This window comes from Mesorhizobium sp. M1A.T.Ca.IN.004.03.1.1, from assembly GCF_003997555.1.
Taxonomy (GTDB): domain Bacteria; phylum Pseudomonadota; class Alphaproteobacteria; order Rhizobiales; family Rhizobiaceae; genus Mesorhizobium.
On sequence record NZ_RZTV01000005.1, the window covers coordinates 14,249 to 27,285 of the forward strand.

11 protein-coding genes are annotated in these 13,037 nt (G+C 65.0%); 1 reads left to right on the forward strand and 10 read right to left on the reverse strand.

Going from position 1 to position 13,037, the window contains the following annotated elements:
• Window positions 1-3: 3 nt before the first annotated feature.
• The 8 genes from EOD29_RS17050 to EOD29_RS17085 all read right to left on the reverse strand — a co-directional run bounded on the left by EOD29_RS17050 (window position 4) and on the right by EOD29_RS17085 (window position 8,856).
• A complete protein-coding gene (locus tag EOD29_RS17050; RefSeq protein WP_067001534.1) occupies window positions 4-411 on the reverse strand; it encodes a F0F1 ATP synthase subunit epsilon in 408 nt (135 codons plus the stop codon).
• Between the two features lie 97 nt (window positions 412-508).
• Window positions 509-2,089 carry a F0F1 ATP synthase subunit beta gene (atpD, locus tag EOD29_RS17055; protein ID WP_067002177.1) on the reverse strand — a complete coding sequence of 527 codons (1,581 nt, stop codon included), beginning with the start codon at window positions 2,087-2,089 and terminating at the stop codon, window positions 509-511.
• A 75-nt stretch (window positions 2,090-2,164) separates the two neighbouring features.
• A complete protein-coding gene (locus EOD29_RS17060) occupies window positions 2,165-3,049 on the reverse strand; it encodes a F0F1 ATP synthase subunit gamma (RefSeq protein WP_067001531.1) in 885 nt (294 codons plus the stop codon).
• Between the two features lie 34 nt (window positions 3,050-3,083).
• Entirely contained in the window at window positions 3,084-4,613 is a 1,530-nt protein-coding gene (gene atpA, locus EOD29_RS17065) for a F0F1 ATP synthase subunit alpha (RefSeq protein WP_067001528.1), read from the reverse strand.
• Window positions 4,613-5,173 carry a F0F1 ATP synthase subunit delta gene (locus EOD29_RS17070; RefSeq protein ID WP_067324965.1) on the reverse strand — a complete coding sequence of 187 codons (561 nt, stop codon included), beginning with the start codon at window positions 5,171-5,173 and terminating at the stop codon, window positions 4,613-4,615. Before EOD29_RS17070 ends, atpA begins: the two co-directional genes overlap by 1 nt.
• A gap of 247 nt (window positions 5,174-5,420) precedes the next feature.
• On the reverse strand, window positions 5,421-5,816 hold the full coding sequence (locus EOD29_RS17075; RefSeq protein ID WP_067324963.1) for a DUF4345 family protein: 396 nt from the start codon (window positions 5,814-5,816) through the stop codon (window positions 5,421-5,423).
• Window positions 5,817-5,942: 126 nt separating this feature from the next.
• Entirely contained in the window at window positions 5,943-6,638 is a 696-nt protein-coding gene (locus tag EOD29_RS17080) for an aspartate/glutamate racemase family protein (protein ID WP_127247282.1), read from the reverse strand.
• A gap of 34 nt (window positions 6,639-6,672) precedes the next feature.
• Complete coding sequence (locus EOD29_RS17085) at window positions 6,673-8,856, reverse strand: primosomal protein N' (protein WP_127247283.1); 2,184 nt, start codon at window positions 8,854-8,856, stop codon at window positions 6,673-6,675.
• Window positions 8,857-8,945: 89 nt separating this feature from the next.
• Here EOD29_RS17085 and fsa point away from each other — a divergent pair, with 89 nt between their 5' ends.
• Window positions 8,946-9,602: a fructose-6-phosphate aldolase gene (gene fsa / locus EOD29_RS17090; protein ID WP_095799713.1), complete on the forward strand. Its 657-nt coding sequence runs from the start codon at window positions 8,946-8,948 to the stop codon at window positions 9,600-9,602.
• Window positions 9,603-9,693: 91 nt separating this feature from the next.
• Here fsa and lptE read toward each other — a convergent pair whose 3' ends face one another.
• Both lptE and leuS read right to left on the reverse strand, forming a co-directional pair.
• Window positions 9,694-10,275: an LPS assembly lipoprotein LptE gene (gene lptE, locus EOD29_RS17095; protein WP_067324955.1), complete on the reverse strand. Its 582-nt coding sequence runs from the start codon at window positions 10,273-10,275 to the stop codon at window positions 9,694-9,696.
• Entirely contained in the window at window positions 10,262-12,904 is a 2,643-nt protein-coding gene (gene leuS / locus EOD29_RS17100; RefSeq protein ID WP_127247284.1) for a leucine--tRNA ligase, read from the reverse strand. The genes lptE and leuS overlap by 14 nt, the downstream gene beginning before the upstream one ends.
• Between the last annotated feature and the right edge of the window lie 133 nt (window positions 12,905-13,037).

Sequence of the window (13,037 nt, forward strand, 5' to 3'; positions counted from 1 at the left end):
CCGTCAGGCCGGCAGCAGCGCGCCTTCCAACGTGGTGAGCTGGCTGAGAAACTGCTCTGCCTTGCTGCGGGCTTCGTCGTCCTTGGCGTCGGCGGCGTCTTCCCTGGCTTCCTGGATGCGGCGGGCGAGATCAGCGCGGTCGATGTCGCCGACGGCGACCGCCGATTCGGCCAGCAGCGTGCAGCCGGAAGGCAAGATGTCGGCGAAGCCGCCGAACACGACGTAGCGCTCTTCCTTGCCTGCCGCTGTTTTCACCGTGACGACGCCGGGCTTGATCGTGGTCATGACCGGAGCGTGCTGCGCCATCACGGTCATCTCGCCTTCGGCGCCCGGGATGACGACGGACTCGACCTGCTCGGAAACGAGCAGCCGCTCCGGCGAGACCAATTCGAACTTGAAAGCTTCAGCCATGCCAATCTAGCGAGTAGGAATAGCGAGTAGCGAGTAGTGAAAAACTCGGCCGGCCCACTGATCCCTATTCGCTACTCCCTATTCGCTATTCGCTTCTTTACGCCGCTTCAGCCGCCAGGCGCTGCGCCTTCTCGACCGCTTCCTCAATGCCGCCAACCATGTAGAAGGCCGCTTCCGGCAGGTGGTCGTAGTCGCCGGCGCAAAGGCCCTTGAAGCCCTTGATGGTGTCGGCGAGGTCGACCAGCTTGCCGGGCGAGCCGGTGAACACTTCGGCGACGAAGAACGGCTGCGACAGGAAGCGCTCGATCTTGCGGGCGCGGGCAACGGTCTGCTTGTCCTCTTCCGACAGCTCGTCCATGCCAAGGATGGCGATGATGTCCTGCAGCGACTTGTAGCGCTGCAGGATCGACTGCACCTGGCGGGCGACCTGGTAGTGCTCCTCGCCGACGACCATCGGGTCGAGCATACGCGAGGTCGAGTCGAGCGGATCAACGGCCGGGTAGATGCCCTTTTCCGAGATCGCGCGGTTGAGCACGGTCGTGGCGTCGAGGTGGGCGAAGGACGTGGCCGGCGCCGGGTCGGTCAAGTCGTCGGCCGGAACGTAGATGGCCTGCACCGAGGTGATCGAACCCTTGGTCGTGGTCGTGATGCGCTCCTGCAGCGCGCCCATGTCGGTGGCGAGCGTCGGCTGATAGCCCACGGCCGAGGGGATGCGGCCGAGCAGCGCCGACACTTCCGATCCCGCCTGGGTGAAGCGGAAGATGTTGTCGACGAAGAACAGCACGTCCTGGCCCTGGTCGCGGAAATACTCGGCGACGGTGAGGCCGGTCAGGCCGACGCGGGCGCGCGCGCCCGGCGGCTCGTTCATCTGGCCGTACACCAGCGCGGCCTTCGAGCCCTGGCCGCCGCCCTTCTTGTTGACGCCCGATTCGATAAACTCGTGATAGAGGTCGTTGCCTTCGCGGGTGCGCTCGCCGACGCCGGCGAACACCGAGAAGCCGCCGTGGGCCTTGGCGACGTTGTTGATCAGCTCCTGGATCAGCACGGTCTTGCCGACGCCGGCGCCGCCGAACAGGCCGATCTTGCCGCCGCGGGCGTAAGGCGCCAGCAGGTCGAGGACCTTGATGCCGGTGACCAGGATCTGCGCTTCCGTCGACTGGTCGACATAGGCCGGAGCCGGCTGGTGGATGGCGCGCATTTCGACGGCGTCGACGGGGCCGGCCTCGTCGACCGGCTCGCCGATGACGTTGATGATGCGGCCGAGCATGCCCGGGCCGACCGGCACCGAAATCGGTCCGCCGGTGTCATAGACATCCTGGCCGCGCACGAGACCTTCGGTCGAGTCCATGGCGATGCAGCGCACGGTGTTCTCGCCGAGATGCTGGGCGACTTCGAGGACCAGGCGGTTGCCGACATTGTCGGTTTCCAGCGCATTCAGAATGGCCGGCAAATGATCTTCGAACTGGACGTCGACGACGGCGCCGATGACCTGGCGCACCTTGCCGGCGGCGCCGACCCGCTTCGCCGCAACGCTGGCCGCCTTCGCCGGAGCCGCTGCCTTGGCCGGAGCGGCCGCCTTCTTGGCCGGAGCGGCATTCGCGGCTGCTGCCGGAGCCTTTGCCGCCTTGGGGGCCGGTGCCGCCTTGGCGGCGGTCTTCGGGGTAGCTGCTTTCGCCATCGTCTTTGCCCTTTTCGTCTGTCTGTTGCTCACGCCTTCTGCCGCGAGGTCGATGGCCTCGGCGGCGGGGCGCGCCTAGAGCGCCTCGGCGCCCGAAATGATTTCGATGAGTTCCTTGGTGATCTGCGCCTGCCGCTGGCGATTGTAGGTAATCGACAGCCTGTTGATCATGTCGCCGGCGTTGCGCGTCGCATTGTCCATCGCGCTCATCTTGGCGCCCATCTCGCCGGCCGCGTTTTCCAGCAGCGCGCGGAAGATCTGCACCGCGATGTTGCGCGGGATGAGGTCGGAGAGGATCTCGCCCGGCTCCGGCTCGTATTCGTAGACGGCCGTGGCGCCGTTGCTCGTCTCGGCAGCGGCGGAAGCAGGGGCCGCCGGGATGATCTGCTGCGCCGTCGGAATCTGGCTGATCACCGACTTGAACTGCGAATAGAACAGCGTGCAGACGTCGAAGCCGCCCTGGTTGAACAGGTTGATCACCTTGCGCGCGATCGCATCGGCATTGACGAAGCCGAGCGTTTTGACCTCGCGCAGGTCGACGCGCTCGAGGATCAGCGAGCCGTACTCGCGGCGCAGGATGTCAAAACCCTTCTTGCCGACGCAGATGATCTTGACCTGCTTGCCGTCGGCGAGAAGCTTACGAATATGCTCGCGGGCCAGGCGCGCGATCTGGGAATTGAAGCCGCCGCACAGGCCGCGCTCGGCGGTGCAGACGATGAGCAGATGCACGTCGTCCCTGCCGGTGCCCGTCATCAGCGCCGGGGCATCGCCGCCGCCGCCAATCGCCTGGGTGATGTTGGCCAGCACCGCCCCCATCCGCTCGGAATAGGGACGCGCCGCTTCGGCCGCTTCCTGCGCGCGACGCAGCTTCGCCGCGGCGACCATCTGCATCGCCTTGGTGATCTTCTGCGTCGCCTTGACCGAGGCGATACGGTTACGAAGGTCTTTTAATGAAGGCATGCTTCAAACCTGATCCCGTGCGTCCGGCTGTTCGTTAAGCGAAGGTCTTGGCGAAGGCGTCGATCTCGGCCTTGAGCTTGCCGCGCAAGTCGTCCGACAGCGCCTTCTCCTTGCGGATGCCGTCGAGCACGTCCTTGCCGGCCGAGCGCATGTGGCTGAGCAGGCCGTGCTCGAACTTGCCGACCTGGTTCAGCGCCAGTTTGTCGAGATAGCCATTGACGCCGGCGAAGATCACTGCGACCTGCTCTTCGGTCTTGAGCGGCGAGAACTGCGGCTGCTTCAGGAGCTCCGTCAGGCGCGAACCGCGATTGAGCAGACGCTGGGTGGCGGCGTCGAGGTCGGAGCCGAACTGCGCGAAGGCCGCCATTTCGCGGTACTGCGCGAGCTCGCCCTTGATCGAGCCGGCGACCTGCTTCATCGCCTTGACCTGCGCCGAGGAGCCGACGCGCGACACTGACAGACCGACGTTCACCGCCGGGCGGATGCCCTGGAAGAAGAGGTTGGTCTCGAGGAAGATCTGGCCGTCGGTGATCGAGATCACGTTGGTCGGGATGTATGCCGACACGTCGTTGGCCTGCGTCTCGATGATGGGCAGCGCGGTCAGCGAGCCGTTGCCATTATCGTCATTGAGCTTCGCGGCGCGCTCCAGCAGGCGCGAATGCAGGTAGAACACGTCGCCCGGATAGGCTTCGCGACCCGGCGGGCGGCGCAGCAGCAGCGACATCTGGCGGTAGGCGACGGCCTGCTTCGACAGGTCGTCATAGCTGATGAGGGCATGCATGCCATTGTCGCGGAAATATTCGCCCATGGTGCAGCCGGCGAACGGCGCCAGGAACTGCATCGGCGCCGGATCCGACGCGGTGGCGGCGATGATGATGGAGTAGTCGAGCGCGCCGCGCTCCTCGAGCACCTTGACGAACTGCGCGACGGTCGAGCGCTTCTGGCCGACAGCGACGTAGACGCAGTAGAGCTTCTCCTTCTCCGGGCCGTTGTCGTGCACCGACTTCTGGTTCAGCATCGTGTCGAGGATGATGGCGGTCTTGCCGGTCTGACGGTCGCCGATGACCAGCTCGCGCTGACCGCGGCCGACCGGGATCAGCGCGTCGATGGCCTTGAGGCCGGTCGACATCGGCTCATGCACCGACTTGCGCGGAATGATGCCGGGCGCCTTGACGTCGACGCGGCGGCGTTCGGTCGCCTGGATCGGGCCCTTGCCGTCGATCGGATTGCCGAGCGCGTCGACCACGCGGCCGAGCAGGCCGGGACCGACCGGAACATCGACGATGGCGCCGGTGCGCTTGACGGTGTCGCCTTCCTTGATGTCACGGTCGTTGCCGAAGATGACGACGCCGACATTGTCGGCTTCGAGGTTCAGCGCCATGCCGCGGATGCCGCCCGGGAATTCGACCATCTCGCCCGCCTGGACGTTATCGAGCCCGTAGACGCGGGCAATGCCGTCACCGACGGACAGAACCTGGCCGACTTCGGAGACCTCGGCCTCCTTGCCGAAATTCTTGATCTGGTCTTTCAGAATTGCGGAAATTTCCGCGGCGCGGATGTCCATCAGCCGACCTCTTTCAGTGCAAGCTTGAGCGAATTGAGTTTGGTTTTGAGCGACGTATCGATCTGGCGCGAGCCCATCTTGACGATCAAGCCGCCGAGCAGCGACGGGTCGACGGTCATAGCGATGGCCACGTCCTTGCCGGCGATGCCCGTCAGCGTCGCCTTGAGTTCGGCCTGCTGCGCATCCGTCAGCGCATGCGCGGAGGTGACTTCGGCGGACGCCTCGCCACGGTGGTCGGCGGCAATCTGGCGGAACGCCTTGATCATGCCGGGCACGGCGAACAGGCGGCGGTTGCGGGCGACGACGCGCAGGAAATTGCCGACGAGGCCGGTGATGTTGGCTCTGGAGATGATCGCCCCGATCGCCTTGGCCTGATCGTCGCTGGAGAACACCGGGCTGTTGATGAGCCGGGCAAGGTCGGCGCTGCCGTTCAGCATCGCCTCGAAATCGTTGAGGTCGGCCTCGACCTGGGCGACCGAATTTTCCTGCAGCGCGAGCTCGAACAACGAGCTTGCATAGCGCTCTGCGACAGCTGAGATTGGCGATGACGATTGGGCCACGGACCGTCTTTTCTCTTGTCTGACAGGCCGCAGATTGTTGGCGCGAGCGAAAACTCTGGCTAAATCTTTGACCTTACTACGATTTTTCCAAGCACGGAGAGATGGCTTCCGCTATCCCCGGCCGAAAGTCGATTGCCGTCTAGCACAGGCCTTTTGAGACCGCAATGCATCGTCCGGCATGGTTTTCAGGCACTTTTGTCGCATCAGGCGGCGAAGGCCGAGCCTGAGCGGCGGATTAGTCACGAATTCACGGTACGAAGCCGAAGGCGAAGGCAAGCGGCAGCGCCGCCAGGGCCAATTCAACCACGATGGAAGCCCAGTTGAAAGGTGTATTGGCGCCGTCCGACATCATCGACAAAAGCCGACCGAAAGCGGTGAACAGCCATGAGAAGCCGAGCGCCATATAGAGCAGCGGCTGCGCGAGCAGGATGCAACACAGGCTGACGCCGAGATAGAAGCCCGACATGCGGCCGCGCCCTTCGGCGATCGCCGCCGCTTTCTCCGGCTTTGCCTGCAGGCGCAGGATGCGGAAGGCGAGATTCGGCGCCAGGAAGAGGACGAGGCCGATGAGCAGCGTCACGACGGCGCTCGACCATGCCAGCCACTCGCCCTGGCTCGCCGGCCACGGAAACGCGAACTCCATCTGATCCCCCTCGTAAAGTCTTGTTCTGAAATTGCCGGCATTCTAGCCGAGGAAAATCCGCGCGCCAGATGTCGGCCGGCACATTTGAAAAGACCGCAAGAGAAGAAGCGACAGAACAGCGCCCGATCAGGACAATGCGAAGTCGATCGCTGCCTCGGCATGGATGCGCGTGGTGTCGAACACCGGCATGTCGAAATCGCCCTGGCCGATCAGTATGGTGATCTCGGTGCAGCCCATGATGAGGCCGTCGATCTTTTCGTCGCGCCGCAGAAGGCCGACTTCCTCGACGTAGGCGGACTTCGAGTCGGCTTTGACGACGCCTTGGCAGAGCTCATCATAGATAATCCGGTGCACCATGTCGCGGCCGGCCTGGGCGGGCACGACCGGCTGCAGGCCGTATTTGTCGGCGAGCCGCCCTTTATAGAAATCCTGTTCCATGGTGAAGCGTGTCGCCAGCAGCGCCGGGCGCTTCACGCCTGCGGCGACAACAGCGTGTCCAGTTGCGTCGGCGATATGGATAATGGGAATCGAGATGGCCGCTTGCACCGTGTCGGCGAGTATGTGCATCGTGTTGGTGCAAATCATCAAGCCCTCGGCGCCGCCGGCCTCCAGCTTGCGCGCTGCTTTTACCAGAAGGACACCGGCGCCGTCCCAGTCGCCGGCATGCTGGCGTTCGGCGATCTCGGCGAAGTCGAACGACCAGAGCAACAGCTCGGCCGAATGCAGCCCGCCCAGCCGCTCGCGCACGATCTCGTTGAGCAGTCGGTAGTAGATCGCCGTCGATTCCCAGCTCATGCCGCCGATAAGGCCGAGGGTTTTCATAAAGCGAGCACTCCGTTGGGACTGTCTTTCTCGCTTATAGGAAGCTCTGCGGGTCGATGTCGACCTGCACCCTGACGGAGCCGCGCAGCTTCGGCCCCTCCGCCAGCATGGCTCGAATAAACCCTTGCATGTCCGCGCGCCGCCCGCCCTGGACAAGCAAGCGGAAGCGGTGGCGGCCGCCGATCAGCGACAGCGGCGCCTCGGCCGGTCCGAGCACGAAGAGATCGGAGGCTGTAGGTGCCGCGCGCCGCAAGCCCCGCGCATGGGTTTCGGCCTCGGCGCGTGTCGCGGCACTGACGATGATGCCGGCGAGCCGGCCGAACGGTGGCAGCGCGGCGCGCTCCCGCTCCGCGATTTCGCGCTCGTAGAAGGCTTCCGAATCGCCGGAGACGATCGCCCGCATCACCGGATGGTCGGGCTGGTAGGTCTGCAGCAGGCCGAGGCTCTTCTTGCCGGTGCGGCCCGCGCGCCCGGTCACCTGGCTGAGCAGCTGGAAGGTGCGCTCGGCGGCGCGCGGATCGCCATTGGCGAGGCCGAGATCGGCGTCGACCACGCCGACGAGCGTCATGCCGGGGAAGTTGTGACCCTTGGCGACGAGCTGCGTGCCGATGACGATATCGGCCTCGCCATTGGCGACGGCCTCGAGCTCGAGCCGCAGCCGGCGCACGCCGCCCAAGAGATCGGACGACAATACGATCGTGCGGGCTTCCGGGAAATGCGCCACCACTTCCTCGGCGATGCGCTCGACGCCCGGCCCGCAGGCGACCAGATGATCGAGCGTGCCGCATTCCGGGCAGGCTTCCGGCCGCCGCTCATTGTGGCCGCAATGATGGCAGACGAGCTGGCCGCGAAAGCGATGCTCGACCAGCCAGGCCGAGCAGACCGGGCAGCCGAAGCGATGGCCGCAGACGCGGCAGAGCGTCAGCGGCGCATAGCCGCGCCGGTTGAGGAAGAGCAGCGACTGCTCTTGTCTCTCCAGCGTGCGCTCCATCTGCTCCAGAAGGAGAGGCGACAGAAAACCGCCGCGCGCCGGCGGCGCGCGCCGCATGTCGATCGATTTCAGGTCGGGGAGCGCCGCCTCGGCAAAACGCGCCGACAGCACCGCTCGCTGGTAGCGGCCCTGGCTGGCGTTGACGCGGCTCTCGACCGACGGCGTCGCCGAGGCGAGCACGACCGGGAAAGCGCCGATATGGCCGCGCACCACTGCCATGTCGCGCGCATTATAGAAGACGCGGTCTTCCTGCTTGTAGGCCGGGTCATGCTCCTCGTCGACGACGATCAGGCCTAGCTCCTTGAACGGCAAGAACAGCGCGGAGCGCGCCCCGGCCACGACGCGCACGCCACCCTCCGCCGCCTGCCGCCAGACGCGTTCGCGCATCCGGGGCGGCAGGTCCGAATGCCATTCCGCCGGTTTGGCGCCGAAGCGGTCCTGGAAGCGTTCGAGGAAAGCGTGCGTCAGCGCGATCTCCGGCAGCAGGATCAGCACCTGCTTGCCCTTGTCGAGCGCCGCCGCCACCGCCTCGAAATAGACTTCCGTCTTGCCCGATCCGGTGACGCCGTCGAGCAAGGTGACGTTGAAGGCGTCGGCGGCGATCACCGCGCGCAGCTTCTCGGCCGCCGCCTTCTGGTCCGGCATCAATTCCGGCACAGCATGGCCGGGATCGGGTGCGGCGACCACCGGCCTTGGCGGGATCATCACCGTCTCGAACACGCCTTGTGCCCTCAAGCCATCGATGACGGTCGAGGAGACACCCGCCGCATGGGCGAGACCGGAGCGCGTCCAGGCAAGCCCGCCTTCGGCCGTCTCCAGCACGCGGCGTCGCGCGTCGGTCAATCGGTCGGGCTCGGCAAGCGTGCGCTGCAGGCCTTCGATCCACGGCTCCGGGTCGAAAGCTTCCGGCGCCCTCAACAACATCCGCGCCACCATGCCGGGCGCCGACAGCGTGTATTGGGCGATCCAGTCGACGAAACGGCGCATGGCCTTGTCGATCGGCGGGCAGTCGAAGACCTCCTCGATCGGCCGCAGCTTTTTCGGATCGACGGATTCGACGACGGCGTCCCAGACGATGCCGGCGACCTGCCGCGGCCCCAGCGGCACGCGCACGATCGAGCCCGGCACCACGCGCATGCCTGGCGGCACGGCATATGTGTAGGGCCGTTCGGCCGGCATCGGCACCAGCACCGGCGCGGCCGCGACAAAGGGCGAATCTTCGATCATCGGGCGTGACCTTGCCCCGACTTTGCTCTAGATCAAAGGGGACCCCCCATCTGCCTGGCCGGCGTCAGGCAACCCCCAAGGAGACAGCCATGAAGTTTTTTGTCGATACCGCTGACATCAAGGAAATTAAGGAGCTGCACGATCTGGGGCTGCTCGATGGCGTCACCACCAACCCGTCGCTAATCCTGAAATCGGGCGGCAAGATCGCCGAGGTCACCAAGCAGATCTGCGACATTGTCGAAGGCCCGGTCTCGGCCGAAGTCGTGGCGACCGAGTACAAGGAGATGATGGCCGAGGCCGAGGTGCTGGCCAAGATCGCACCGAATGTGGCCATCAAGGTGCCGCTGACGCTGGATGGTCTGAAGGCCTGCAAGACGATCCGCACCGAGATGAACCGCATGGTCAACGTCACGCTCTGCTTCTCGGCCAACCAGGCGCTGCTTGCCGCCAAGGCCGGCGCCTCCTTCATCTCGCCCTTCGTCGGCCGCATCGACGACACCGGCTCGGACGGCATGGAGCTGATATCGGAAATCCGCACCATCTACGACAATTACGATTTCAAGACCGAGATCCTGACCGCTTCCGTGCGTACGGTGAACCACGTCAAGCAGGCGGCTTTGATCGGCGCCGATATCGTGACCGCGCCGCCGGCGACGTTGAAGGCGCTGGTCAACCATCCGCTCACCGACAAGGGCCTTGCCGCCTTCCTCGCCGACTGGGCCAAGACCGGCCAGAAGATTGGCTGAGGCCGGAGATCAGACAACAAAAAGGCCGGGATAACCTGGCCTTTTTGTTGCCTCGAATAGGGGAATAGCGCGGCGGCGCTCAGAGACCAGCTCAGGCCTTCTTGCCATTCTTGGCCAGGTCCTGGGCGATCGCCAGCCTGAGCAGATCGGCGAGCTCGCGGGCGGCGCGGTTCTCGGCGTCGATCTGCGCCCGGTAGGCCGCAAACTCCTGGCGCGGCCGGTCGAAGGAGGAAGGAATCGAGCGCTTGCCGAGCGCGACCACAGTGCCGGTCGCGGCGTCTCTGAGCACATAATTGGCGGTGAGGGTCACGGTGCCCGCCGTCGGCTCGTCCTCTTCGGTTTGCACCTGAACGATGGCCGCCGACTCGACAAGCTCGGTGACGCCGAGGTCGAGCGTATAGGCAGGCGATGCCGGCTCGCCCGAGCCCTGGCCGAAAGCGAAGATCAGGTTGTTGCGCACCTGCTGCGCAGGGCGCGTGCTGACCGGCTTGATCGATATCGAGGCCAGCTCGGCGGCGGCCCCGACCTGCGACCCGGCGGTGAGCGGCGCGCTGGAATAGAGCGGCCGCACCGTGCAGGCGGAGACCAGTGCCAGCGAGGCGATCAGGCCGCTGAGAGCAGCGCGACGCAGCAAACGCGCCGCCTGTGACTTTTCCGGATCAGGCAACGACATTGACGATCCTCTGCGGGATGATGATCACCTTGCGCGGGGCTTTACCATCGAGCGCTTTCTGCACGAAGTCGAGAGCCAGCACCGCTTTTTCGACGGCACCTTGATCCGCGTCGCGGGCAATTGTCAAATCCCCGCGCTTCTTGCCGTTGACCTGCACCGGCAGCATGATCTCGTGGTCGACGACTAGGGCCGGATCGTAGGCAGGCCAAGGCCGTTCGGCGACCATCTCGGTGCCGCCCAACGCCTCCCAGCATTCCTCGGCCAGATGCGGCATCACCGGCGCGATCACATGCACCAGGATCTCGACGGCCTCGCGGCAGGCGCCCTTCAGCGCCGCGTCAGCCTTGCCTTCGGCGACGTCGTTGAGCGGCACGGCCAGCGCATTGGCAAGCTCGTAGATGCGGGCGATAGCTCGGTTGAAGCCGAGCTTCTCGATGTCCTCGCCGATCGCCTTAAGAATCTTGTGCGCGGCCTTGGAAACGGCACCTGCCTCGCCTTCGCTCGCCGCGGCCGGCTTCACGTCGCCAAGCTGTTCGGCCGAGATCTGCACCAGGCGCCAGACGCGCTGCACGAAGCGATGCGCGCCGGCGGCACCTTCGTCGGTCCATTCGACGTCGCGCTCGGGCGGCGAATCCGACAGCATGAACCAGCGCGCGGTATCGGCTCCGTAGCCGTCGGTGATCTCCTCCGGACTCACCGTGTTCTTCTTCGATTTCGACATCTTCTCGAGCGCGCCGATCGACGCTTCCTCGCCGGTCGCGATCTCGATGGCGCGGCGCTTGCCGCCGGCATCCTCGATCCTGACCTCGCTCGGCGACAGCCAGCGCCCATTTGTCGACGGACCGCCGACGCGGTAGGTCTCGTGTACCACCATGCCTTGCGTGAACAGGCCCTTGAACGGCTCGGCGAGGTTCAAATGGCCGGTCTCGCGCATGGCACGCGTGAAGAAGCGCGAATAGAGCAGATGCAGGATCGCGTGCTCGATGCCGCCGATATACTGGTCCACCGCCAGCCACTCGTCCGCCGCCTTCGGCTCGGTCGGCTCGTTCGCCCAGGGGGCGGTGAAGCGCGCGAAATACCACGACGAATCGACGAATGTATCCATCGTGTCGGTCTCGCGCCGCGCGTCGCGCCCGCATTGCGGGCATTTCACGTGACGCCATGTCGGATGCCGATCGAGCGGATTGCCCGGACGGTCGAACTCGATGTCGTCAGGCAGTTTCACCGGCAGATCGGCCTTCGGCACCGGCACCACGCCGCAGGCCTCGCAGTGGATCATCGGGATCGGGCAGCCCCAGTAGCGCTGGCGCGAGATGCCCCAATCGCGCAGGCGGAAATTCACCTTGCGCTCCGCCATCGGCCGGCCGCCGATCGTCTTCTGTTCGAGCAGCTTCGCCACCTCGTCGAACGCGCGCTGCGGCTTCATGCCGTCGAGGAAGCGCGAATTGATCATCACGCCGTCGTCGACATAGGCCTCCTCGGTGATCTGGAAGCTTTTTGCGTCGCCGCCTTCCGGCATCACTACCGGGACTACCGGCAGGCCGTATTTGTTGGCGAAGTCGAGGTCGCGCTGATCGCCCGACGGGCAGCCGAAGATGGCGCCCGTGCCATACTCCATCAGCACGAAATTCGCGACGTAGACAGGCAGCGTCCAGCCGTCGTCGAAAGGATGGACGACGCGGATGCCGGTATCGAAACCCTTCTTTTCGGCAGTCTCAAGCGCCGCCACCGAGGTGCCCATATGGCGGACCTCGTCGATGAACTTGGCCAGCGCCGGATTGTTCTCGGCGGCTTGTTTGGCCAGCGGATGATCCGCCGCGACCGCCATGAAGGAGGCGCCGAAGATGGTGTCCGGCCTGGTCGTGTAGACTTCCAGCTCGTGCATGTCGCCGCCGATCTTGGCAGAGCTTGCAGCCGCCAGCGGCCAGCGGATCAGCAGCCCTTCCGAGCGGCCGATCCAGTTATGCTGCATCAGCTTGACCTTCTCCGGCCATTCGTCGAGACGGCCGAGCGAATCCAGCAGGTCCTGCGCGAAATCGGTGATCTTGAAGAACCACTGCGTCAACTCGCGCTGCTCGACCAGCGCGCCCGAGCGCCAGCCGCGGCCGTCGATGACCTGCTCGTTGGCGAGCACCGTCATGTCTGCCGGGTCCCAGTTGACCTTGGAGGATTTGCGCGTCACCAGCCCCTTCTCGACGAAGTCGAGGAACAGCATCTGCTGGCGGTGATAGTAGTCGACGTCGCATGTGGCGAACTCCCGCGCCCAGTCGAGCGACAGGCCCATCATCTTGAGCTGCTCGCGCATGACGGCGATGTTTTCGTAGGTCCAGTCCTTGGGATGGACCTTGTTCTGCATCGCGGCATTCTCGGCCGGCATGCCGAAGGCGTCCCAACCCATCGGGTGCAGCACGTTGAAGCCCTTGGCCCGCTTGTAGCGCGCGACGACGTCGCCCATCGTATAGTTGCGGGTGTGGCCGATATGGATCTTCCCCGAGGGATAAGGGAACATCTCGAGCACGTAGTATTTCGGCTTCGGGTCCTCGTTCCTGGCCTCGAACAGCTTCTTTTCGGCCCAGGCCTTCTGCCATTTGGGCTCTGACGTGCGCGGATTGTATCGTTCGGTTGCCATCAGATGTTTTTCACTTAAAAGCGGGTGCGCGGCGCTGGGCAAGGCCGGCAGCCGAGACAATGTCGGTGTTCACCATGGATTGCCAGACCCGTCAACTGTGGCGATCCGGCGTTGGTGCTAAAACTATGGGCAG